Source organism: Rhodococcus sp. 5G237, assembly GCF_053764735.1.
On the sequence record NZ_JBSNCD010000007.1, the window covers coordinates 242,597 to 265,678 of the forward strand.

Annotated in this window: 20 protein-coding genes and 4 pseudogenes; 11 read left to right on the forward strand and 13 right to left on the reverse strand. The window is 72.6% G+C overall.

Annotated elements, in window-relative coordinates:
* The first annotated feature begins 96 nt into the window (after positions 1–96).
* Positions 97–990 (forward strand): DUF4333 domain-containing protein, encoded by an 894-nt coding sequence (locus ACWPOC_RS18655; protein WP_455409142.1) that lies wholly within the window; start codon positions 97–99, stop codon positions 988–990.
* Between the two features lie 10 nt (positions 991–1,000).
* On the opposite strand, the gene ACWPOC_RS18660 is transcribed toward ACWPOC_RS18655, so the two are convergent.
* Positions 1,001–1,978: a 5'-3' exonuclease gene (locus tag ACWPOC_RS18660; protein ID WP_455409143.1), complete on the reverse strand. Its 978-nt coding sequence runs from the start codon at positions 1,976–1,978 to the stop codon at positions 1,001–1,003.
* A 35-nt stretch (positions 1,979–2,013) separates the two neighbouring features.
* Between ACWPOC_RS18660 and ACWPOC_RS18665 the strand changes: the two genes are divergently transcribed.
* Positions 2,014–3,144, forward strand: a complete 1,131-nt coding sequence (locus tag ACWPOC_RS18665) for a M24 family metallopeptidase (RefSeq protein WP_455409144.1) — start codon at positions 2,014–2,016, stop codon at positions 3,142–3,144.
* A 45-nt stretch (positions 3,145–3,189) separates the two neighbouring features.
* Positions 3,190–3,936, forward strand: coding sequence for an SDR family NAD(P)-dependent oxidoreductase (locus ACWPOC_RS18670; protein ID WP_455409145.1), 747 nt, complete (start codon positions 3,190–3,192; stop codon positions 3,934–3,936).
* 69 nt (positions 3,937–4,005) lie between these two features.
* On the opposite strand, the pseudogene ACWPOC_RS18675 reads toward ACWPOC_RS18670, so the two are convergent.
* The 3 pseudogenes from ACWPOC_RS18675 to ACWPOC_RS18685 form a co-directional block, all read right to left on the reverse strand.
* Positions 4,006–5,468: pseudogene (locus tag ACWPOC_RS18675) on the reverse strand (dihydrolipoyl dehydrogenase family protein).
* A gap of 99 nt (positions 5,469–5,567) precedes the next feature.
* Positions 5,568–5,810 (reverse strand): annotated as a pseudogene (locus ACWPOC_RS18680) (precorrin-3B synthase); the annotation flags it as partial.
* A gap of 363 nt (positions 5,811–6,173) precedes the next feature.
* Positions 6,174–6,329: pseudogene (locus tag ACWPOC_RS18685) on the reverse strand (precorrin-3B synthase); the annotation flags it as partial.
* A 74-nt stretch (positions 6,330–6,403) separates the two neighbouring features.
* Between ACWPOC_RS18685 and ACWPOC_RS18690 the strand changes: the two are divergent.
* The 3 genes from ACWPOC_RS18690 (at position 6,404) to ACWPOC_RS18700 (ending at position 7,973) form a co-directional block, all read left to right on the forward strand.
* A complete protein-coding gene (locus tag ACWPOC_RS18690) occupies positions 6,404–6,820 on the forward strand; it encodes a PPOX class F420-dependent oxidoreductase (RefSeq protein ID WP_455409146.1) in 417 nt (138 codons plus the stop codon).
* A gap of 5 nt (positions 6,821–6,825) precedes the next feature.
* Positions 6,826–7,326 carry an acyltransferase gene (locus ACWPOC_RS18695; RefSeq protein ID WP_120282851.1) on the forward strand — a complete coding sequence of 167 codons (501 nt, stop codon included), beginning with the start codon at positions 6,826–6,828 and terminating at the stop codon, positions 7,324–7,326.
* Between the two features lie 113 nt (positions 7,327–7,439).
* Entirely contained in the window at positions 7,440–7,973 is a 534-nt protein-coding gene (locus ACWPOC_RS18700; RefSeq protein ID WP_120282853.1) for a glutathione peroxidase, read from the forward strand.
* 42 nt (positions 7,974–8,015) lie between these two features.
* Here the strand turns inward: ACWPOC_RS18700 and ACWPOC_RS18705 are convergent, their stop codons facing one another.
* The 3 genes and pseudogenes from ACWPOC_RS18705 to ACWPOC_RS18715 form a co-directional block, all read right to left on the reverse strand.
* Positions 8,016–9,386: a metallopeptidase TldD-related protein gene (locus ACWPOC_RS18705; protein WP_120282855.1), complete on the reverse strand. Its 1,371-nt coding sequence runs from the start codon at positions 9,384–9,386 to the stop codon at positions 8,016–8,018.
* Positions 9,383–10,902, reverse strand: a pseudogene (locus tag ACWPOC_RS18710) (TldD/PmbA family protein). Before ACWPOC_RS18710 ends, ACWPOC_RS18705 begins: the two are co-directional and overlap by 4 nt.
* A 63-nt stretch (positions 10,903–10,965) precedes the next feature.
* The gene (locus ACWPOC_RS18715) at positions 10,966–11,730 is read right to left on the reverse strand and encodes a TSUP family transporter (protein WP_120284331.1); all 765 of its coding nucleotides are present in this window, start codon (positions 11,728–11,730) and stop codon (positions 10,966–10,968) included.
* Between the two features lie 54 nt (positions 11,731–11,784).
* Here ACWPOC_RS18715 and ACWPOC_RS18720 point away from each other — a divergent pair, with 54 nt between their 5' ends.
* The 4 genes from ACWPOC_RS18720 to ACWPOC_RS18735 are packed head-to-tail and all read left to right on the forward strand — an operon-like array spanning position 11,785 to position 16,409.
* On the forward strand, positions 11,785–12,378 hold the full coding sequence (locus ACWPOC_RS18720) for an FxsA family protein (RefSeq protein ID WP_455409147.1): 594 nt from the start codon (positions 11,785–11,787) through the stop codon (positions 12,376–12,378).
* A gap of 19 nt (positions 12,379–12,397) precedes the next feature.
* Positions 12,398–14,008: an amidohydrolase gene (locus ACWPOC_RS18725; protein WP_455409148.1), complete on the forward strand. Its 1,611-nt coding sequence runs from the start codon at positions 12,398–12,400 to the stop codon at positions 14,006–14,008.
* Between the two features lie 35 nt (positions 14,009–14,043).
* Positions 14,044–15,633, forward strand: a complete 1,590-nt coding sequence (lnt, locus tag ACWPOC_RS18730; RefSeq protein WP_455409182.1) for an apolipoprotein N-acyltransferase — start codon at positions 14,044–14,046, stop codon at positions 15,631–15,633.
* Positions 15,633–16,409, forward strand: a complete 777-nt coding sequence (locus ACWPOC_RS18735) for a polyprenol monophosphomannose synthase (RefSeq protein WP_230791781.1) — start codon at positions 15,633–15,635, stop codon at positions 16,407–16,409. Before lnt ends, ACWPOC_RS18735 begins: the two co-directional genes overlap by 1 nt.
* 10 nt (positions 16,410–16,419) lie before the next feature.
* On the opposite strand, the gene ACWPOC_RS18740 is transcribed toward ACWPOC_RS18735, so the two are convergent.
* From ACWPOC_RS18740 to ACWPOC_RS18760, 5 genes are all read right to left on the reverse strand, one after another.
* A complete protein-coding gene (locus tag ACWPOC_RS18740; protein WP_455409149.1) occupies positions 16,420–17,415 on the reverse strand; it encodes an AurF N-oxygenase family protein in 996 nt (331 codons plus the stop codon).
* Entirely contained in the window at positions 17,412–18,326 is a 915-nt protein-coding gene (locus ACWPOC_RS18745; protein ID WP_455409150.1) for a prephenate dehydrogenase dimerization domain-containing protein, read from the reverse strand. The genes ACWPOC_RS18740 and ACWPOC_RS18745 overlap by 4 nt, the downstream gene beginning before the upstream one ends.
* Positions 18,323–20,494, reverse strand: coding sequence for an aminodeoxychorismate synthase component I (gene pabB / locus ACWPOC_RS18750; RefSeq protein WP_455409151.1), 2,172 nt, complete (start codon positions 20,492–20,494; stop codon positions 18,323–18,325). The genes ACWPOC_RS18745 and pabB overlap by 4 nt, the downstream gene beginning before the upstream one ends.
* A gap of 8 nt (positions 20,495–20,502) precedes the next feature.
* Positions 20,503–20,907: a chorismate mutase gene (locus tag ACWPOC_RS18755; RefSeq protein WP_455409152.1), complete on the reverse strand. Its 405-nt coding sequence runs from the start codon at positions 20,905–20,907 to the stop codon at positions 20,503–20,505.
* Between the two features lie 265 nt (positions 20,908–21,172).
* Positions 21,173–21,511 carry an RNA polymerase-binding protein RbpA gene (locus ACWPOC_RS18760; protein ID WP_026061850.1) on the reverse strand — a complete coding sequence of 113 codons (339 nt, stop codon included), beginning with the start codon at positions 21,509–21,511 and terminating at the stop codon, positions 21,173–21,175.
* 231 nt (positions 21,512–21,742) lie between these two features.
* Here ACWPOC_RS18760 and ACWPOC_RS18765 point away from each other — a divergent pair, with 231 nt between their 5' ends.
* Positions 21,743–22,084 (forward strand): hypothetical protein, encoded by a 342-nt coding sequence (locus ACWPOC_RS18765; RefSeq protein ID WP_120284335.1) that lies wholly within the window; start codon positions 21,743–21,745, stop codon positions 22,082–22,084.
* Between the two features lie 43 nt (positions 22,085–22,127).
* On the opposite strand, the gene ACWPOC_RS18770 is transcribed toward ACWPOC_RS18765, so the two are convergent.
* Positions 22,128–22,715, reverse strand: a complete 588-nt coding sequence (locus ACWPOC_RS18770) for a hypothetical protein (protein ID WP_159418177.1) — start codon at positions 22,713–22,715, stop codon at positions 22,128–22,130.
* Between the last annotated feature and the right edge of the window lie 367 nt (positions 22,716–23,082).

Sequence of the window (23,082 nt, forward strand, 5' to 3'; positions counted from 1 at the left end):
GCGGGGTGTCCGGGACGCCTGGTAGGCGTGGATGCCCGCGCGGCGGGTGGACGCTACCGTATGGGCACACAACGGGAAGGGTGAGTGGAGACGACGATGACCGGGCCGAACGAACCGCAGGACTCGCCGGGGCAGAGGCCGCCGGAATCGACGGATCCGTGGGCACCGAACCCGACCTCCGGGGGCGGTGAGCAGCCCGGATCACCGTGGGCGCCGCCCGCCGGCCAGCAGCAGCAGCAGTGGGGGCAGGGCAGCGGCACCGGCTGGGGGCAGTCGCCCGCCGGGCAGTCGCCGTGGCAACCCGACACCGGTGCGGGTGGGAACGCTCCGCAGCCCGGGTGGGCGCCGCCCGTCGGGCAGCAGACTCCCGGGCAGCCCGGTCCCGGGCACCAGAATCCGTGGGGTGCGCCGACCGGTGCGCCGCAACAGGGCTGGGGTCCGGCCCCGCAGCACCCCGCCCCCGGCTGGGGGCAGCAGGCACCCGGTCAACAGGTACCAGGGCAGGCACCGGGCTGGGGCCAGCAGCCAGGAGCCCAGCCGTGGGGCGCGCCCGGTCAGCAGCCGGCACAACCTGTCCCCGGGTGGGGTGGACAGCAGCCCGCCGGGGCGCAGCCCTGGGGTGCGCCCGCGAACACCTGGCAGCAGCCCGGCACACCGCAGCAGAACGGCCCCCGGACGGGGAAGTCGAAACTGCCGTGGATCCTCGGCGGCGTCGGGCTCGTCGTGGTGCTCGCCCTCGTCGGGATCCTCGCCGCGACGATGTTCGGCGGGAAGGTCCTCGACACCGAGTCCACCCAGGCCGGCATCGCGAAGGTGCTCACCGAGTCCTACGGGGCCGGGCAGGTCGGCGACGTGCAGTGCCCGAGCGATCAGAAGGTCGAGGCCGGGCACAGCTTCACGTGCGCGGTCACCGTCGACGGCCAATTCCGGGAGGTGACCGTCACCGTCACCGACGACAACGGCACCTACGAGGTCGGCCGCCCCAACTGACCGGACGCGGTCAGCGTTCGGCCAGGGCCGCGACCAGCGCGGACACCGGCCGTTCCAGACCCCACCGCTGCGCCAGCGCGGTGAGCTGCTCCGGATCGGCCGGTTCCGCCGGCAACACATCCGAGCGGGACAATTCGACGTCCGCGTCGGTGGCGACCCGCACCACCGGCAGCGCCGCATCCAGATAGTCCGCCGCAGCGGCGAGTTTGACCCGCATGCCCTTCGCCATCGACGTCGACGCGTCGAGCGCCGCCGCGCGCACCGCATCGAGGGAGCCGTACTGCTGCAGCAACGACGCGGCGGTCTTCTCCCCGACACCCTTGACACCCGGGAGTCCGTCCGACGGGTCGCCGCGCAGCGCCGCGAGTTCGGCGTAGGCGGCGCCGGCCCGCTCGGCGGGCACCCCGTAACGTTCGGCGACCAGCGCCGGATCGAACAACTCGGCCTTGGCCAGGCCGCGCCCGGCGTAGAGCACCCGCACCGGCACCGGGCTGTCGGTGACGACCTGCAGCAGGTCGCGGTCGCCGCTGACCACGATCACCCGATCGGTGGTTTCGCGGGCGGCGAGGGTGCCGAGCACGTCGTCGGCCTCGAAACCCGCTGCGCCGCCGGTGGCGATGCCGGCGGCGGCGAGCACCTCGAGGATCACCGGCACCTGCGGCAGCAGCGCAGGCGGGACCTCCTCGACGGTGCCGTCGGACCCGGCGGCGACCCGGTGCGCCTTGTAACTCGGGATCGCCGCGACCCGGAAGGCCGGGCGCCAATCCAGATCCAGGCACACCACCAGCCGGGTGGGACGGTGGGTGCGGATCAGCGAGGCCACCATGTCCACGAAGCCGCGCACCGCGTTGACCGGGCTGCCGTCGGGGGCGGTGACCTTCTCCGGGATGGCGTGGAAGGCGCGGAACCACAGGCTCGCGCCGTCGAGCAGCATCAACGTGGGGTCCGGTGCGGGCGTGGGGTTCTCCGGTGCGGTCACGGACCACATCCTGCCATCCGGCCGCGGCCACTAGTCTCGAAGACATGACCACTGCCGCCACCCGATTCCCCGCCGACCGTTACGCGGCCCGCCTGGCCCGCGCCGCCGAACTCGGTGCCGCCGCCGGCGTCGACGCGCTGCTCATCACCCCCGGACCGGACCTGCGGTATCTCACCGGCTCCCGCGCCGAGTCGTTCGAGCGCCTGACCTGCCTGATGATCCCCACCGACGGTTCCGGCGCCACCGTGGTGGTGCCGCGGCTGGAACTGGCGTCGCTGAACGACTCCGCCATCGGTGAACTCGGTCTGCCGGTGCGGGATTGGGTGGACGGGCAGGACCCCTACGCGCTCGTGCGTGAACTCGTGGCGACCGCAGGGGCCTTCGCGGTGGCCGAGGCGATGCCGGCGCTGCACCTGGTGCCGCTGACCGCCCGGTTCGGCAGCGCCCCGGCGCTGGCGACGTCGGTGATCCGGCAGCTGCGGATGGTCAAGGACGCCGACGAGGTCGAGGCGTTGCGCCGCGCCGGTGCCGCCATCGACCGGGTGCATGCCCGCATGGGTGAATGGCTGCGCGCCGGGCGCACCGAAGCCGAGGTGGCTGCGGACATCACCGCCGCGATCCTCGAAGAGGGGCACACCGCGGCGGCGTTCGTCATCGTCGGTTCCGGCCCGCACGGCGCCGACCCGCACCACGAGGTGTCCGACCGGGTCATCGAATCCGGCGACATCGTCGTCATCGACATCGGTGGTCCCGTCGAGCCGGGCTACTACTCGGATTCGACCCGCACCTACAGCATCGGCGAACCGAACCCGGAGATCGCGACGAAGATCGCGGTGCTCGAGAAGGCACAACAGACCGCGGTCGACGCGGTGCGTCCCGGGGTGCGCGCCGAGGACGTCGACGCCGCCGCCCGTAACCTGCTCGCCGCCGCCGGTTACGGGGAGGCGTTCGTGCACCGCACCGGGCACGGCATCGGCCTGTCGGTGCACGAGGAGCCGTACATCGTCTCCGGCAACGACGACACCCTGCAGCCCGGCATGGCATTCAGCATCGAACCGGGCATCTACTTCCGCGGCGAATGGGGGGCGCGGATCGAGGACATCGTCGTCGTCACCGAGGACGGCTGCGAGTCGATGAATCTGCGTCCGCACGGGCTGACGGTGCTGCCGGGCTGAGACCCGACACTGCCTCCCGGAAATCGACCCGGGACACTGGGCCGCATGAACCACAGCGCGCAGGGAACCGTCGTCATCTTCGGGGGACGCAGCGAGATCGGCGTCGAGGTCGCCACCCGCCTCGCGCCGGGCCGCACCGTGATCCTGGCCGCGCGTCGCGCCGACGACCTGACCGACGAGTGCGCCGCCGTGCGGGCGGCAGGAGCGACGGCGGTGCATCCGGTCGAGTTCGACGCCGACGCCCTCGACACCCACACCGCGGTGCTCGACCGCATCGCCGCCTTCGGGCCGATCGATGTGGCGGTACTGGCCTTCGGCATCCTCGGCGACCAGGCCCGTGCGGAAACCGATGCGGCGCACGCGGTGTCGATCGTGCACACCGACTATCTCGCGCAGGTCGCGTTGCTCACCGACCTGACGCAGCGGCTGCGCGCGCAGGGCTCGGGGCGGCTGGTGGTGTTCTCCTCCGTCGCCGGGTGGCGGGTGCGCCGCGCCAACTACGTCTACGGCTCCGCGAAGGCCGGCCTCGACGGTTTCGCGTCCGGCCTGGCGGATGCCCTGCACGGCAGCGGAATCTCGCTGCTGCTGGTGCGCCCCGGTTTCGTGATCGGCCGGATGACGGAAGGTATGAGCCCGGCACCGCTGTCGAGCACCCCACCGCAGGTCGCCGACGCGACGGTGCGGGCGCTGCACCGCGGGCGCGAGGAGGTGTGGGTGCCGGCGGTGCTGCGGCCGGTGTTCTTCGGGATGCGGCTGTTGCCGCGCGCGATCTGGCGGCGGCTGCCGCGCTGACCGCCGGCGTGCAGTTCCCGTCGTCGCGGTTCGGCGTGTCGCGACGACAACTGCACGTTCGAGAGGCGGTCAGCTGCGGCGGGATTCGAGCAGCCGCAACCAGATCTCGCTGATGGTGGGATAGGACGGCACCGCATGCCACAGCGCATCCAGCGGCACCTTCCCGACCAGGGCGACGGTGGCGGCGTGGACGAGTTCGGCGACCTCCTGGCCGACGAAGGTCGCGCCGACGAGGGTGTCGGTGGCGCGGTCGACGACGAGCGCCGCGTGCCCGGCGTAGTCGTCGCGGGCCAACGAGGCACCGGCGACGTCGATGTCGGCCTCGAGGACCTCGACGTCGAGTCCGTCGGCGCGGGCCTGCTCGGCGGTGCGGCCGACCGCGGCGATCTCCGGGACGGTGAAGATCACCTGCGGGACCTGCCCGTGGTCGGCGCTCGCCCGGAACCGTGACCCGTCGGTGGGGCGGTTCTCGGCGCGAGCGGCGATGACGTCCCCGCACACCCGCGCCTGATATTTGCCCATGTGGGTCAGGGCGGCGCGACCGGCGATATCCCCGACCGCATACAGCCACTGCCCGTCGACCCCGTCGACGGTGAGGTCGTCGGCGACCGTCACCTTCCCGTCGGTCAGGCCGACGCTGTCGAGACCGAGTCCGTCCACGGTGGGGTGGCGGCCGGCGGCGACGACGATCTCGTCGACCTCGACGGTGCTGCCGTCGGACAGTTCGGCGGTGGCGGGACCACCGTGGATGCAGCCGACGCCGGTGTCCTTCACGTCGGGGCGCTGCACGGAGCGGATCTCGGTGCAGTACCGCACATCCAGGCCCTTGTCGGCCATGCGGGCGGCGACGCGTTCGGCGGCGAACGGCTCCACGCGCGGCAGCAGGCGGTCGCCGCGCACCGCGAGGGTGAGTTCCTCGACGCCGAGTTGCCGCAGCCAGGTGGCGGTTTCGCAGGCGACGACACCGCCGCCGACGACCAGCACCCGGCGGGGGATCTCGCGTAGGTTCGTCGCATCCCGGGAGGTCCAGGGCAGCGCGTCGCGCAGCCCGGGCAGGTCCGGGATCGACGGGACGGTGCCGGTGGCCAGCACGACCGCGTGCCGGGCCTGCAGGCGACGCTCCCCGTCGGCACCGGAGACGGTGACGGTGCGTTCGCCGTCGAGGCGACCGTGGCCGCGCACGACGGCGATGCCCGCGCCCTCGGCCCAGTCCACCTGGGAACTGTCGTCGCGATTGTGGGTGAAACTGTCGCGGCGGGCGAGCACGGCCGGTACCTCGACTCCGTGGGCGCTGATCTTGTCGGCGACGCCGGGCATGTTGCGGCGGTGGCGAGCACCTGGGTGGGACGCAGCAGAGCCTTACTGGGCATGCACGCCCAGTAGGAACATTCGCCGCCGACGAGTTCGTGTTCGACGAGCACCGCGGTGCGGTCGCTGCCGGCGATGGCGTACTGGGCGGCGTTCTCCCCGGCCGGACCCGCGCCGAGGACGATCACGTCATAGCTGTCGGATTCCGCTGTCGGACCGCTCATCCGTCCACGATAGGCGCGGCCGAACCGTCGGCGGGCCGGATCGGCCGCGACGGTCCGGTTCGCGAAGTCCGCCCGTTCGTGCAGGTCAGCGGTGGTTCAGTGCAGGTGCGGGGAGTCGGCGTCGAAGATCAACCCCATGGGGGCGAGCACCCGCACCACCTGCTCGGCGGTCCACTCGTCCAGATCGCACAGCAGCACCGACCGCCACGGGGTGACGATCACCGGACGGTCGACGGCGGCGAGGAATTCCGCCAGGCGCGCGGGGAGGATCCCGCCGGGCAGCCCGCCGGCGAGGGTGACGGCTCCGTCGGGCTGGTCGAGCCACCCGATCGGTGGCCGCGGCTGCTCCGGCACCGGTTCCGGGGCACCGGTGGGGTCGGTCGGTGGGGTGAGCAGCGCGTCGGCGGCGTCGTCCGGGGCGACGCGCACCCCGGTGTCGGCGCCGTCGCGGATCACCGCGAAGCGACCGTCGGGGCGGGCGAGGACCGCGACGGTGGGGGCCAGGGCGACGATGTCGCCGGTGCCGTCGTCGAGCCCGAGGACGGTGCCGGCTGCCACCGGCCGGTCGTCGAGGTGCGCGATCACCGCGGCGGTGAGGTCGCGCAGGTCGTGGTGTCCGCCGATGCGGCCGCTGAGCGGCGAGACGAGAAGCCGTGCGCGGGTGGGCACGTCGACGGTGAGGCCGGCGGCGGTGACGGCCGCGGCGATCGCGGTGTGGTCGCCGCGCACCTGCAGCTGGGCGTGGGCGGTCAGATGCAGTTCGCCACCGCCGTGGGTGTGGGCGAGTTCGGCGAGCAGCTGCACCTGCGCGGAGGTCAGGTGCCCGGCGGGCAGGTGCACGTCGACAGCGGTATCGGCCATGACCGCCAGCGTAGAACGCGGCGCCCGCGGGACGAGCGCTGCCGTGAGACCGTCCGGTTTGTAGGGTGGGGGCCATGCCCGAGTCGACGACCCCCACCTTCGCGGACCTCGCCGCCGCCAAGTTCGTGCTGCTGACCACCTACCGCAAGGACGGCAGCGCGGTGGACACCCCGGTGTGGGCGGCGCCCGACGGGAACCGGTTGCTGGTGTGGACGGTCGCCGACGCCTACAAGGTGCGGCGGTTGCGCCGCGATCCGCGGGTGTCCCTGGCGATCTGCGACGCGCGCGGCAACGCGAGGTCGGCGGCGGTGCCCGGCATCGGGGAGGTGCTCGACGCCGACGGTTCGGCGCACGCCCGGTCGGTGATCGCCCGCAAGTACGGGTTGCTCGGCCGGATCATCGTCGGCGCGAGCGTGGTGCGCCGTGGCCGCACCGGCACCGTCGGGTTGGCGTGTGTGCTCGATCCTGCCGACGACACGGCCGGCCGGTAGACGTCGTGGCGCGCTCTCACACCTACCGGTCCCAGGCGATCGCGGTGGCGCTCGCAAGCAGCCCGCTGATCTCCGGTTCGAAGCGCTGGAAGTGGTTGCGCCGCGCCGGTGTCGACGCCGCACCGCCGAGCCTGATCCACACCCGCGTGGTGGTGCAGGGCCTCGGCCGGCTCACCCTCGGCGCGGGCTCGTTCGTCAACCACGGCTGTTATTTCGACACGGTCGCCGACATCACCGTCGGGCAGCGGGTGTTCCTCGGCGACCATGTGCGGGTGCTCACCAGCAGTCACCGGATGGGCACCGCCGAACAGCGCGCGTCGACGTTGACGGGGGAGCCGGTGACCATCGGCGACGGCGCGTGGATCGGTTCCGGTGCGGTGATCATGCCGGGCGTGAGCATCGGCGCCGGCGCGGTGATCGGCGCGAACTCGCTGGTGACGAAGGACTGCGCCCCGCACACACTGCATCTGGGCAGCCCCGCCCGGCACGTCCGCGACCTGGACTGACCCGCACCGGCAGCGCGTCCGGATCGTCCCGGTTCGTCCGATCCCGTAGGGTCCGTGGTGATCTCGGCCTCACCTGCGGGGCCGAGCCGATCGAACCCAGTACAGGAGAGCGCATGTCCGTGCACGAGTACACCGTGGCCACCGCCGACGGCGGCAGCGAAGATCTTGCCCGCTTCGCCGGCCGGTATCTGCTGATCGTCAACGTCGCCAGCAAGTGCGGCCTGACCCCGCAGTACGAGGCCCTCGAGGCGCTGCACCGCGAGCTGGGTGAGCGCGGCCTGCAGATCCTCGCGTTCCCGTGCAACCAGTTCGGCGGTCAGGAACCGGGCAGCGACAACGAGATCCAGGAGTTCTGCCGCGTGAACTTCGACGTCACCTTCCCGGTGTTCGCGAAGCTCGACGTCAACGGCGCCGACGCGCACCCGCTCTACCGGCATCTGCGCGCCGAGGCTCCCGGCGATTTCGGGCCGCAGCACGGTTTCCTGTTCGAGCACGTGAGCAAGACCCGCCCGGAGGCGATCGGCACCGACGAGGTGAAATGGAACTTCACCAAGTTCCTCGTCGGCCCGCAGGGCGCAGTGGTGCGCCGCTTCGAGCCGACGGTCACCCCCGAGGAGATCGGCAAGGAACTCACCGACCTGCTCTGAACCCCTGCCGGTCCGGTCGGTGCCCGCCGACCGGACCGGACGTCAGTGAGCGGCGCTGACCGACGACATGTGGAAGTCGGGGATGCGCACCGGCGGCATCGCGGTGCGGGTGAACCAGTCCTTCCACTCCCGCGGCAGGGTGCGTTCGGTGGCGCCGATCTCGGTGGCGCGGCCGAGCAGATCCACCGGGGACTCGTTGAACCGGAAGTTGTTCACCGCCGCCCGCACCTGCCCGTCCTCGACGAGATACACCCCGTCGCGGGTCAGGCCGGTCAGCAACAACACCGCCGGATCGACCTCCCGCAGGTACCACACGGTGGTCAGCAGCAGACCGCGTTCGGTGCGGGCGATCATGTCGTCCACATCGGCGGTACTGCCACCGGTGAGCAGCAGATTCTCCCCCGGCGCCGTGGGGGTGGCGCCGAATTCGGCGGCCGCGGCCCGCGGATACGCCAGCGCGTGCAGGGCGCCGTCGCGGAGCCAATCGACCCGCGAGGCGCTCATCCCGGTGTCGAACACCGAGATGCTGTCGGTGGAGGCGGTGGTGACCACGAACGGTGCATAACCGAGCCCCGGGGCGGCCGGATCGGACGTCAATGTCACCGGCAGTCCGGCGATCTGCTCGCCGAGGCGGGTGCCGCCGGGCCCCGCCCACACCGACCGGCCCTCCTCGGCGCCGCGTCCGTCGAGGGACCACAGCAGTGGGATCATCAGATCTGCGACCACCGACGGCGGCAGCAGCGTCTCGTACCGCCCGGCGGGCAGGTCGACGCGGGTGCCGGCCCAGTCCAGCCGCCGCGCCAGCTCGGCACGCAGCGGATCCATCGCGATGTCGGTGAAGTCGACGGTGCCGGCGCCGACCCAGGCGCTCGCCCCGGTCAGGCCGCCGCGTTTGCCGTTGATCTCGAGCGAGCCGTCGCGCTGCACCCAGCGGCGCCGCACCCCGGTGGAGGTACCCAGCCACATCGTCGTCGACCGGTGGTGCGCGAACCCGTAGAGGGCGTCGGTGTCGTCGAAGCCGGCGGCGAGCCCGTCGAGGAGTGGGGCGAAGACCTCCACGTCGGTGCCGACAGCCTCGTCGCCCCACTGCGGGTCGGGGCCGTCACCGTCGATCAGCGGCATCGCATCCGGGGCCGCCGGGGCCTGCTGCGCGGCCGCCCACGCCGCGGCGACCACCCCGCCGATCTCGTCGGCGTCGACGATCGGGGCGCTGACCACCCCGCAGTGCGCCCCGGCGGGGGTGCGGCGGATCGCGAGGATCGTGGCACCGCGCGCACGGGCGGAACCGTTGGTGGTCATCGAACTGCCGGCCCACCGCAGCGACGCCTCGGCACTGTCGGTGACCATCACGATGGTCTCGTCGGCGGGCGAGGCCGCCAGCGCGGTCTCGACGAGTCGGTCTCCGGGGATCATCGGCCACCCTCCTGCACCGTGTTGAGCACGTTCACGCCGCGCACCAGCACCGACGGGCAGCCGTGCGAGACGGACGCGACCTGCCCGGGTTGCGCCTTGCCGCAGTTCATCGCGCCGCCGAGCTGCCAGGTCGACGCTCCGCCGACCGCCTCGAGCGCACCCCAGAACTCGGTGGTCGACGCCTGATAGGCCACATCGCGGACCTGACCGGCGAGCCGGCCGCCGCGGATCCGGTAGAACCGCTGCCCGGTGAACTGGAAGTTGTGTCGCTGCATGTCGATCGACCAGCTGCGATCGCCGACGATGTACAGCCCGTCGTCGACCCCGGCGATCAGATCGGCGGTGCTGCGATCGACGCTCGGGTCGGGTTGCAGCGACACGTTCGCCATCCGCTGGATCGGCACGTGATGCGCGGAATCGGCGTAGGCGCAGCCGTTCGAGCGGGCCACCCCGAGCTTCGGGGCGAACGCCCGGTCGAGTTGGTAGCCGACGAGCACCCCGTCCTTCACGAGATCCCAGGACTGGGCGGCGACCCCGTCGTCGTCGTAGCCGACGGTGGCCATGCCGTGCGGTTCGGTGCGGTCGGCGGTGACGTGCATGACGTCGCTGCCGTAGCGCAGGCTGCCGAGCAGGTCGGGGGTGGCGAAGGAGGTGCCGGCGTAGGCGGCCTCGTAGCCGATGGCCCGGTCGTATTCGGTGGCGTGCCCGACCGATTCGTGGATCGTCAGCCACAGATTCGTCGGGTCGATCACCAGATCGGTGCGGCCCGGGGTCACCGACGGGGCCTGCGCCTTCTCCGCGAGCTGCTCGGGCAGCTCGGCGAGCTCACGGCTCCAGTCCCACCACCGATCCGAGGCCACCTGTTCCCAGCCGCGGCCGGTCGGTGGGGCCAGGGTGCGCATCGACTCGAAGGTGCCGGCCTCACGGTCGACGCGGGTCGCCTCGAGATCGGAGTGGATCCGCACCCGCTGCTGGGTGATCGTCGATCCGGCGAGATCGGCGTAGAAGGTCTGTTCCTTGACCAGGGTGAGGTTCGCGGCGACGTGGTCGATGCCGGCGGCGCCCTGCAGTCGCCGCGAACCTCACCCTGGTCCTCGAGCACCGCGAGGCGCTCGGCCGCGGGGACGGTGAACGGGTCGATCTCGTACGGCGAGACCCACACCGCGTCCCGGTGGACCGGTTCGTCGGCCCACTGCACCGGATCGCGGTTCAACGCGCGCAGGGTGCGGGCGACCGCGACGGCGCGGCCCGCGGCGTCGGCGGCGCCGTCCGGGCCGGGCACCGGATGCGACGCGAATCCCCAGGTGCCGTCGAGCAGCACCCGCACCGCCACCCCGCAGTCGCTGTCGTCCACCGCCGCCTGCAGGGCGCCGTCGCGCAGGGTGCTCGTCCCGGTCCGGATCCGATGCACCCGCACGTCGGCGTGACTTGCGCCCGCCGCCCGCGCGACCGTCAGGCCCGCGTCGGCGGCCGCGTGCAACGGCAGGGCCAGGAAATCGTCGTCCACCGCATTCACCCGCCCACGGTAACGCCGGGCTACGCGGCGCGGGGGTTGCCGCACCGAGCGCCGCGGGGTGGCTCAGCCGAACTGTTCGATGCCGAGCCGGATCACCATGGCGATCACCACGACCAGCAGCACCACCCGCACGAACCCGGCGCCGCGCGCGAGCGCCATCCGGGAGCCGAGCACCGATCCGGCGACATTGCACACCGCCAGCGCCGCCCCGAGCGCCCACCACACGTGCCCGCCGACGGCGAACAGCACCAGCGCCCCGAGATTCGAGCCGAAGTTGAGCACCTTCGCCATCGCCGCCGAGGTGACGAACTCGCTGCCGAGCATCGCCGCGAACACGATGATGAAGAAGGTGCCGGTGCCGGGCCCGAGGATCCCGTCGTAGAAGCCGATCACCGCAGCGGCCGTGACCACGACGGTGACCAGCCGCAGCGTCGACGGGCGGCGGATGCTGCCGGTGCCGAGTTTCGGGCGGGCGGTGACGAACACCGCCACCGCGACGAGCACGACCATCACGATCGGGATGAACACTTCCCGGTCGATGAGTGAGACCGCCGCCGCCCCCGCCGCGGCGGCCAGCGCGGCGACCAGGGCGGCGGGGCCGAGCAGCGACCAGCGCAGCGGGATGCGTCGCGCGAAGGTCAGCACCGCCGCGCCGGTCCCGCAGATCGCGGTGAGCTTGTTCGTGGCCAGCGCCGCCTGCGGCGTCAACTGCGGGGCGACGAGGAACAGGGCGGGCAGCAGGATCAGCCCGCCGCCGCCGACCACCGCGTCCACCCATCCGGCGGCCGTCGCGGCGGTCATCAGCAACGCCCAGTCACCTGCAGTCATGGCGGCCATTCGATCACGCGCCGCATCCCGGGGGCGGGTGCGGGAGCAAAACCGGTGGCCCGTTCGTTGACCGGGCAGAAACCGCCGACGGAAGGAAACCCCGCCGTGTACCCGTTGTTGTTCGTGCTCTACGTCGTGGCGGAGATCGCGGTGCTGGCCTGGCTCGGCTCCACCCTCGGCGCCCTGGCCACCGTGTTGATCGTCCTCGGTGTCAGCGCCGCCGGTTGTCTCGTGCTCGCCGCCCTGGGGCGCCGGGCGCTGCGCAACCTCGGTGAACTGCGCGGCGGCCGGGCACCGCACGCGAATTCCCCGGAGCAGGTGCTCACCGACGGTGCGCTCATCGGCGCCGGCGCGGCGCTGGTGCTGATCCCCGGCATCGTCAGCACCGTGCTCGGGGTGGTGTTGTTGCTGCCGACCCGCGCCGCGCTGCGTCCGGTGGTACGCACGCTGGTCGCGCGGCGGGCCCGCGCCACCGGATTCTCCGCGCAGCGGCTGGTGGTGGTCGACGGGCAGATCGTCGATCACAGCGTCGTCGGGGGTGCCCCGCACCTGACCGGTGGTGCGGCCGTGACCGAGCAGGTCGACGACCGTGGCACCGTGCTCGAAGGGGAGATCGTGGAGACCCCGCGCCGCCGCGAGGAGCGGTAACCGGGCAGACTGGGCACTCGTGAGCCCTGCACCGCACACCCAGCTTCTCGTCGGCGGCCGCATCTACAGCGCCAGTGCCCCCGATGCCACCGCGATGGCCGTCTCCGACGGCACGGTCGTGTGGGTCGGGCAGGACCGGCCCGGCCGCGCCCTGCACCCGGACGCCGAGATCGTCGATCTGCACGGCGCGTTCGTCGCCCCCGGTTTCGTCGACACCCACGTGCACACCACCAGCCACGGCCTGGCCCTGACCGGGCTGGATCTGACCGACGCCGTCGACCGCGACGACGCGCTGCGCCGGGTCCGCGCGCACGCCGATGCGCACGACGACGCGGTGATCTGGGGGCACGGTTGGGACGAGACCCGCTGGCCCGACCCGACCCCGCCGACCACCGCCGACCTCGATGCCGCGGCCCCGGCCCGGCTCGTCTATCTCGGCCGGATCGATGCGCATTCGGCGGCGGCGTCGAGCGCGTTGCGGGCCGCCGCCGAACCCCTCGAGGAGCTGGCCGGGTTCGATCGGCAGCAGCCGCTGACCGCCGCGGCGCATCACGCGGTGCGCGGCGCCGCCCGCCGCGGGCTGACCGCCGCGCAGCGTGCCCGCGCCCGACTGGCGGCCCTCGACGATTTCGCCGCGCACGGTTACGTCGCGGTGCACGAATGCGCCGGCCCCGACATCTCCGGGCTCGACGACTTCACCGAACTGCTCGGCACCGACCATCCGGTGCAGGTGCGCGGCTACTGGGGGCAGGCGGTGCGCACCGGCGAAGAAGCCGCGGAGCTGCTCGCGAAAACCGGCGCCGATGCCCTGGGCGGGGATCTGTTCGTCGACGGGTCGATCGGTTCGCACACCGCCGCGCTGGCCCGCCCCTACGACGACCTGCCGGACTGCTGCGGCACCACCTATCTGACCGAGGACGAACTGACCGCGCACGTGCGCGCGTGCACCTCGGCGGGCATCCAGGCCGGTTTCCACGTCATCGGTGACGCGGCGACCACCGCCGCGGTCGCGGCGTTCGAGACGGTCGCCGCGGAGGTCGGGGGACCGGCGCTCGCCGCGCGCGGGCATCGGCTCGAGCACGTCGAATCGTTGACCGTCGCGCAGGCCGAGGTGTTGGCGCGGTACGGGGTGATCGCGAGCATGCAGCCGAGCTTCGACGCGCTGTGGGGCGGGCCGGACGGGATGTACGCGCAGCGGCTCGGCGCCGACCGCGCCGCGGCGTTGAACGCGTTCGCGCCGCTGGCGGCGACCGGTCTGGCGTTGGCGTTCGGCTCGGATGCGCCGGTGACGGCGCCGCGGCCGTGGCCGATGCTGCGGGCGGCGGTGCACCACCGCACCGAGGGCAGCGGGATCTCGCCGCGGGCGGCGTTCGCCGCCGCGACCCGCGGGGCGTGGCGCGCCGGCGGGGTCCGCGACGGTCTGGCCGGCACCCTCGATCCGGGTGCGCCGGCGTCGTATGCGATCTGGGAGGTCGGGGAGCTCGTGGTCAGCGCCCCGAAGGATTCGGTGCAGCGCTGGTCGACGGATCCGCGGTCGCGGGTGGCGCCGCTGCCGGATCTGTCGCCGGGCACCGCCGATCCGGTGCTGGTGCGCACTGTGCACCGCGGCCGGGTCGTGTACGCACGGTGACCGGCCGGCCCTTCGCGACGGTCACCGCGCGGGCGGTGCGTGTCGTCGCGCTGCGCGCGTTGCTCGCCGTCGTCGCGGGAGTGTTGCTGTTCGCGTCGTTTCCGCCGCGTCCGCTGTGGTTCCTCGCCCCCGTCGCGATCGCGCTCCTGGTCGGTGTACTGACTGCAGTACCGATGCGGCGACGCGCCGGGTTCGGCTACGGCTATCTCGCCGGTCTCGGCTTCCTGGTGCCGCTGCTGCCCTGGATCGGCGTGTACGTCGGTCCGTTGCCGTGGTTGGCGCTCGCCGCCGCCGAGGCGGTCTTCGTCGGACTGTTCGGGGCGCTGGTGGTGCACCTGCGGTCGTTGCCGGTCGCGCCGTTGTGGATCGCGGCGGCGTGGAGCCTGACCGAATGGTTGCGTTCGAGCGTGCCGTTCGGCGGGTTCCCGTGGGGACGGCTGGCGTTCGGCCAACCCGACGGTGGGTTCGTCTCCCTCGCCGTGATCGGCGGCGCCCCGCTGGTGTCGTTCGCTGTGGCCGCGACCGGCGCCGGGCTCGCCGCCCTCGCTCTGACCGCCTCCCGCCGTCCCCGTCCGCCGCGGGCCTGGACGGTGCCGGTCGCGGTGACGCTGCTCGGGCCGCTGCTCGCTGCGGCGGCGTGGCCGCTGGTGCGCACCACCACCGACGAGTCGTCGACGGTGACGGTCGCGGCGATCCAGGGCAGCGTGCCGCGCCTGGGCCTGGACTTCAACGCCCAGCGCAAGGCGGTGCTCGACAACCACGTCGCCCGCACTCTCGCGCTCGCCGAGGACGTCGCCGCCGGACGGGCCCCGGCCCCCGAGGTGGTGATCTGGCCGGAGAACGCTTCCGATATCGATCCGCTGCGCAACGCCGATGCCGCCCGCGACATCTCCGCCGCGTCCGCCGCGATCGATGCGCCGATCCTCGTCGGGGCGGTGCTCGTCAACGGCGACCGCACCACCACCAATTCGGTGATCGTGTGGGACGCGCAGACCGGTCCGGGGGAGCGGCACGACAAGAAGATCATCCAGCCGTTCGGCGAATACCTGCCGTGGCGGTCGTTCTTCCGCCTGTTCTCCGAGTACGCCGACCGCGCCGGCCATTTCGTGCCCGGCGACGGCGACGGCATGGTCACCGCCGGCGGCATCGACATCGGGGTGGCGACCTGCTACGAGGTGGCCTTCGACCGGGCGTTCCGCGACTCGATCGCCGCCGGCGCGCAACTGCTGGCGGTGCCGACGAACAACGCCACCTTCGGCGACACCGAGATGACCTACCAGCAGCTGGCGATGTCGCGGGTGCGGGCCGTCGAGCACGGCCGGGCCGTGATCGTCGCGGCGACCAGCGGGGTCAGCGCGATCGTCGATCCGGACGGTCGGGTGCAGCAGAGCACACCGTTGTTCGTGCCCGATGCCCTGGTGGCGCAGGTGCCCGTGCGTGCAGACGTTACGCTGGCTAGTCGGCTCGGAGTGGCGCCGGAGCTTCTGCTCTGCGCCGCGGCCGTGGCCGCCACCGCTCTCGCCCTGGTGCGGGGACGGCGGGAGAAGGCCGGTGCGGCAGCTCGCACCAGCACCGGCGCAGCAGGAGCACCGGCCGGTGGCCGGTTCGACAAGGAGGACCTCTGATGGCAGCGGCGACGCCGGCCGGGAACGACAGCGCACCCAGCGCCCGCACCCTGGTGATCATTCCGACCTACAACGAGCGGGAGAACCTCGGTCGGATCATCACCCGGCTGCACGCTGCGCTGCCGCACACCCACGTGCTCGTCGTCGACGACGGCAGCCCCGACGGCACCGGCGACCTCGCCGACGAACTCGCCGCCGCCGACGAGCGCATCGCGGTGTTGCACCGCACCGAGAAGAACGGTCTGGGCGCCGCCTACATCGCCGGTTTCCGGTGGGGTCTGGCGCACGACTACACGGTGCTCGTGGAGATGGACGCCGACGGCAGTCACGCCCCCGAACAGCTGCACCTGCTGCTCGAGAAGGTCGACGCCGGCGCGGATCTGGTGCTCGGCTCCCGCTACGTGCCCGGCGGCACGGTGGTGAACTGGCCGTGGCACCGCGAGGTGCTCTCCCGCGGCGGCAACATCTACTCCCGCCTCGCGCTCGGGGTGTCGATCCAGGACATCACCGGCGGCTACCGCGCCTACCGCCGCGAGGTGCTCGAGAAACTCGACCTCGACGCGATCGCCTCGCACGGCTACTGCTTCCAGGTCGATCTCGCGTGGCGCACCCTGCAGGCCGGGTTCACCGTCGCCGAGGTGCCCATCACGTTCACCGAACGCGAGATCGGCGAGTCGAAGATGAACGGCAACATCGTGCAGGAAGCCCTCGTCCGGGTCACCGTGTGGGGTTTGCGCAGCCGCCTCGCGCGCCTGCGGGCACTGCTCGGCCGCTGAACCTGATGCCCTAGGCGCTGCGCGGCCACGGCCAGCGGGCGTCGAGTTCCTCCCCGAGCCCCAGGCCCGCGCACAGCCGGCGGATGGCGCTGCAGTCCTGCACCACCGGCCGGCCCTCGGTCACGGCGATGGTGTCGGCGACCAGCTCGTCGCCGCCGGGGATGTTCTCGTGCGCGATGATCGCCGCCCAGGTGGAGGTGTCGGAGCCGGTGAACGCCGCGACCGCGGTGCCGAGCGCGTCGAGCAGCCGCACCCGATCGGTGTCGTCGAGTTCGGTGAGCACCGCGGTGAGCAGCCCGCCCGCGAGGGAGGCGTGGCACAGCTCGTCGCGGCGGTGCACCGCCACCGTCGCGCGGTTGACCGGCTGCAGCTCCGGGTCGGTGGTGAGCAACGCCAGATAGGCGCTGATCGAGGTCTCTGCGACGGTGGTGAACGCCAGCTGCACCAGCGCCGCGTCCCGCGGGGTCTCGGCGTGCGCGACCGCGGCGCGATGCTCGCGCACGGTCGGGCACGGCGGCAGCACCGACTCCGGCAGTGCCCAGCCGCGGCGGCGGCGGGTGAGCACATTGGCCTGCTGATGCATGAGGGTGTGGTACTGCTCGTCGACCATCGCCTGCAGCACCCCGGTGACCACCGTGTCGGACGGGCCGATGTCGAAGGCGTCCTCGGTGATCAACGCGAAACCGGGGTTGACGACGTGCTGTTCGATGTCGACGACGCTCTTGTTGTAAGCGATCCACGCCCAGGCCCGCAGCCGCGCCTGCTGCTGCTCGTCGAGCGCGAGATAACGCGGATGCTCGGCGAAGGGCAGCATCTGCTCGGGATAGTCGACGCGGTCCGCCTCGAACAGCGCGTCGAGGTCGACCTCGGGTTTCTTGACGGCGGCGCGGCGCGGCCACGAGCGGGTCAGCCCGGCGATCACCGCGCTCTCCGCCGGATCGGACGGATCGTATTGCGGGAGGTCCGGCGCGCGCAGTTGCGGGCCGGGGATGTCGGACGCACTCACGTCCGGCTCCTTTCCTCGCGGGGACCGTCCACCGCACCCGGATCGCGGGGCAGCGCCGCGAACAGCTGCGCACACAGCTGCGCGGCGGCGGGTTGCCCGTCGCCGAGCGCGGCGCGGGACCGGTCGAGCAGCGCCGCGAAGTCGGGCAGCGCGTCGGTGGCGGCGTCGAGATCGGCGACCGCCTCGGCGAGGGCGCGGCGGGCGGTGGCGGCGTACGGGTTGGTGAGCTGGATGTCGTGGTAGACCTCGGCGGTGCCACCGGAGACGCGGGCGAGCAGCGCCCGCAGCACGGTGTGCGGCGGCGCGGCGACCTGCGCGGCAACGCCCGGCGCGTCGAGCCGGTCGAGGGCGATACCGAACGCGAGGATCGCGGCGTGGGTGAGTACCTGCACGGCGGCGGTGATGCGGTCGTGCTCGTCGGCGGTCGTGTCGACCACGGTGGCACCCCAGTTGCGCAGCGCCGCAACGAACTCGGACACCACCGGTGCGTCGTGGTGGCGCACCGTCAGCACGGGCCGGCCGGGCAACCCGAGGTCGGGGGCGAACATCGGGTTGATGCCCAGCGCCGGGGCACCGGGCCGGTAGGTGTGCAGCGCCGCGGCGATCGGGGTCTTCACCGACAGGGTCTCCACCAGCAGGGCGTGCGGGGGCAGCAGCCGCGCGAGCACCGGCAGGGCGGCACCGGCGACGACGTCGGGGACGGCGAGGACCACGATGTCGGCGCCGTCGAGTGCCGCGGCGAGACGGGTGTCGGGGGCGGTCAGATCGGCGCGCAGCATTCCGGGGGCGGCCGGGTCGGCGGCCGGGTCGACGACGAGCACCGGACGGCCGGCCTCGCGCAGCGCGGCGGTGAGCAGGGCACCGACGGCGCCGCATCCGCCGGCGACGACCACCCGGCCGGGCGTGGTCACGGCCCGGCCCGCCCGGGCAGCGCCGGCGGCCCGTCGACGAGATCGGCCGGGTCCGCGGAGCCGACCGCGCCGGATCCGTTCGTCGGGATGGTGTCGCGGGTCGCGGCGAGGCAGCGGCGCATCACCACGGACTTGACGAGGGTCTCCTCGAGTTCGTCGTCCGGATCGGACAGCGCCACGATCGCCCCGCCGATCCCGAAGGTGACCTCGTGGGCGGTGGCGACGAGGGTGCGGATGACCACCGACAGATCGGCGGCGCCGGTCGGCGACAGATATCCGATCGCTCCGGAGTACACCCCGCGCGGGCCGTCCTCGAGCTTGTCGATGATCTCCATGGTGCGCAGCTTCGGGGCGCCGGTCATCGACCCGCCGGGGAAGGCGGCGCGCACACAGTCCACGGCCGAGACGTCCGGGCGCAGGGTGCCGCGCACCGTGGACACCAACTGGTGCACCGCGGCATAGGTTTCGACCGCGAACAGCGCCGGCACGTGCACCGAGCCGGGCACGCACACCCGGGACAGGTCGTTGCGCACCAGGTCGACGATCATCAGGTTCTCGGAGCGGTCCTTCTCGCTGGCGTGCAGTCCGTCCCGCAGCGCCGCGTCCTCGCCGGGGGTGCGGCCGCGCGGGCGGGTGCCCTTGATCGGTTTCGATTCGACGGTGCCGTCGGCGTCGATCCGCAGGAACCGTTCCGGGGAGGCGCTGAGCACCGCGACCTCGGGGAAGTCGAGCAGCGCGCTGTAGGGGGTGGGGCTGATGCGGCGCAACACCCGGTAGGTGCTCAGTGGGTCGATGCCGCCGTCGACGGTGACGGTGTTCGTCAGGCACACCTCGTACGTCTCGCCGCTGCGGATCTCGTTCTGGCACTGGGCGATCAGATCGAGATAGCGCTGCGGGGAGTGCCGCAGCCGCAGCTGCGGGCCACCGTCCGCGCCGATCAGCGGCACCGGGATCTGCTCGTCGGTCGCCGGTTCGGGCAGCGCCGACAGGATCGCGGCGGTCGCGTCGAACCAGGCGAGCGTCTCGGGATCGTCGGTGTCCTCGGTCAGGGCCAGCAGATAGCAGCAGCGGCCGTCGTGGTCGACAACGACTGCGCGGTCGGCGAAGACCAGCGCGGCGTCGGCGTAGGGGGAGGTGTGCACGAGCTGCGCGCCGGCGTCGGCCTTGAGTTCGTAACCGAGATAGCCGACATAGCCGAGCGCGAACCCGAACGGCAGGTCGTCGCGGGCGGCGACGCGGCGCTCGGCGAGCCGGGCGGTGAGATGGTCGAAGACGGGGCGGCGGTGTTCTTCGACGGTGCCGTCGGCGCGGTGTTCGCGCACGATGCCCTCACCGACCCGGTAGGTCAGATAGTCGGCACGTGGTCCGGCGCCGTTGCCGAGGACGGTGAACCGCGACTGCGGGTCCAGCGCGGCGCTGCCGTCGAGCCAGAAACCGTGCGGGCCGGCGGCGAAGAGCGCTTCGTAGACGGCGGACGGGTCGGGGTGCAGCGGCAGCCGGCGGCTGGCGAGCACGTACCGCGGGGCCGGTTCGGGTGTCGGTTCCGGTTCGGCGGGGGCGGTGACGGTGATCGGGTTGCGCGGCGGGGTGGCGTCGCGGAAGTTGGCGAGCAGCTGCGCGCCGTGGGCGGTGCCGATCGATTCGGGATGGAACTGCACCCCCCACAGCGGGCGGTGCCGGTGCGCGACGGCCATGAGCAGCCCGTCCGGGGTGCGGGCGGTGGCGTCGAGGTCGTCGGGGACCGGGTCGGCGATCAGCGAGTGGTAGCGCACCGCCGCGAACGGCGACGGCAGACCGGCGAACAGGCCGGTGCCGTCGTGCAGGATCGGGCTGGTGCGGCCGTGCACCGGTTCGGGGGCGGTGATCACGGCGCTGCCGAACAGTTGGCACAGTCCCTGGTGGCCCAGGCACACCCCGAGCAGCGGTACCCCGGCGTCGGTGAGGGCGCGGGCGCTGATCCCGAAGTCCCGGGCCCGGTCGGGCCGGCCCGGTCCGGGGGAGATGACGATGTTGTCGAACGGTTCGGCGACGAGCTCGTCCCAGCTGCGATCATTGGTGAGCACCCGCGGCGGGAGGCCGTTGACGCGGGTGATCAGGTCGTAGAGGTTGTAGGTGAACGAGTCGTAGTTGTCGATCAACAGCGTGCGGATCGGTCGGGGCGCGGACACGACGGGCCTCAGTTCGTGCCGTCGCCGCGGCGACCGGAGCCGACCCGCTCCGCGGCGTCGTTGCCGAAGGCGACCCGCTCCGCGGCGTCGTTGCCGGAGACGATGCGGTCCTCGACCCGGCAGGCCTCGTCGATGAGCAGGGTGTACAGCGAGCGCACGAAGTCGCCGGACAGGCCGTGCCGGTGCGCGTAGTCCTGGGCGCGGCGGTGCACGACCTCCATGCGGCCGGGTTGCATGACGTCGAGGCCGTGGCGTTGCTTGAGTTCGGCGACGCGTCCGCACACCTCGAGTCGGGCGCGGACCCCGTCGAGCAGGGCCCGGTCGATGTCGTCGAGTTCGGCGCGCAGATCGGCCAGTTCGGCGGCGGCCCGGGTCGGCGGTGCGTCCGCCGCAGTGTGGTGACGGTCGGTCACGGACACTCACCCCCTTGCAAGCGACCCGCCGGAACACCGGCGCGAAGGTCGTGGATCGAGCGTGCCGATCATGATCGATCGGCGTGCGATCATGATTGCACGCACCGTCCGGCCGATACCGACGATTGATCGATTCGTGGCGGGGCCGCAACCGAATTCGCGGAACCACCGTCCCGTCGGGAGGGCGTCGTCGGGTCCGTAACGGCGTGTGCCGCCCCGGATGATCGTCCGGGGCGGCACACGTGCGAGTTTCGGCGGCGGGGTGTCAGGCGCCGCGGCGCTTGGCCTTGAGCAGGTCCAGGCGCTCCTTGAGCAGGTCCTCGAGTTCCTCGATGGAGCGACGCTCGAGCAGCATGTCCCAGTGGGTGCGCGGCGGCTTGACCTTCTTCGGCTCCGGTGCGGCGCCCTCGACGAGGGTGCCCTCGAGACCGTTCTTGCAGATCCAGGTGCCGGGGATCTCCGCGTCGTCCGCGAACGGCACGTCGTATTCCTCGCCGTTGTCGCAGCGGTAGCGCGCGATTCGCCGCGGCGCCAGATCGTGGTCGCGGTCGGTTTCGTAGCTCACCGCCCCGAGTCGGCTGCCTCGCAGTACACGATCTGCCATGGTGGTGTCCTTCCTTGTGTGCTCCGCCCGGGTGACGATGCCGTGCGGCATCGACGCCGAGCTCGACGTCCACTGTGCTCAACGTCGGCGGAGCCGATTCCGTTCCCGCGGCCCACCGAGGAGCCGAAGGGCAAGTCTACCGACCCGCCGCACCGCCACGCGCACGGTGCCCGCACCGGCCGCGCCTCCGGTGTTCCCACCGCCCCGCCGGGGGTGCGGGCGGGCAGTACAGTGACGCTCGTGACCGGACGTGACACGCGAGCGAGCACGTGCCTGTGGTGCGGGCGCCCGGTACCGGAGATCGGCACCGGCCGGCGACGCCGGTACTGCCGCCAGTCGTGCCGGCAGCGCGCCTACGAGCAGCGCAGCAGCGCCCGCCGCGCCGGCCTGCCTGAGGATTCCGTGGTGCTCACCGCCGCCGAGGTCGAGGCGCTCGCCGACCGCGCCTTCCGGGTGCGCTGCGCCGCCGAGGACGTCGCCACCGCGGTCGCCGAGGGCGCCGCGGCCGACGAGCTGACCGCCCTGTGTACGGAGCTGCTCGAGCTGGCCCGCGACGCCGAACGACTGCGCTGATTACCCCCGATCGGGCCGACGGCACCCGGTCGGGAGCACAGGCTCAGGCGAAGAAACCACCCATGGTGTAGACGACCTGGCAGAACGCGCCGTTGGCGTACTGCAGCGAGCCGAACAGCGCGCCGAGCACCGCGCCGGGACCACTGTCGATCACCGCGGACTGCAGCCCGCCGCCGTTGTTGTCGAGGGTGGCGACCCCGGCCCGGATGTTCTCCATGTTGATCCACACGAACTTCAGATCCGAGGCGGTCACCGGCGCGCCGGCGGTGGGTTCGACGAACACCTCGATCGAACCGAACGGCACCTGGCCGTGCGGGCCGGGATGCACCCAGGCGGTGGTCATCGCGAACGGCACGACACCGCCGCCGCAGCCCGGACCGACGGTGGGTGCGGGCGCCGAGAACGGCTGCGGGATGTTCTTCGGTGGCGGCGCGAACGGATTCGCCGAGCCGGACTCGGCGACGAGCCGCTCGAGCGCGGCGAGGGTCTCGGGGGAGTCGGCGACTTCCGCGCGCAACTGGTCGAGCGGCACCCCCGGCGGGGCGGTGTCGGCGGCGGCCTGGGCGGGGACCGCGAGCAGGGCGGCGGCGAGCAGAGCGGTGACGAGCGGGGCGGATCGGCGACGCAACATCTCGGGCTCCTTCGAATCGGGTCGAGCAGGCGGGACGAGACGATCCGGTCGCGATCCGGTCACGCACCGGTCGCGGCACGGAGGCACGAAGGTGACGGCCGCTTCGAGAATAAGGACACCTATCCGGTTTCGGAGCGTTTCCGGCGAGCCCGATCCTGCTTCGACGCCGACCTCATTCGTCACTCCGGTCACGAACAGGGCATTCCTCCCGGCCGTCGGGAAAACGTTATCGAAACGCGACTGATGCCCTGCGGGGGAACGATTTCCGAGGTCACCCGCGGTGCCGCACCGGTCCTGCCGCGGCACGGGCACGACCTCCGGAGCTCATCGGCCGGTGGTGGTGCGGTCGTCGCCGCAATCCGGTCGT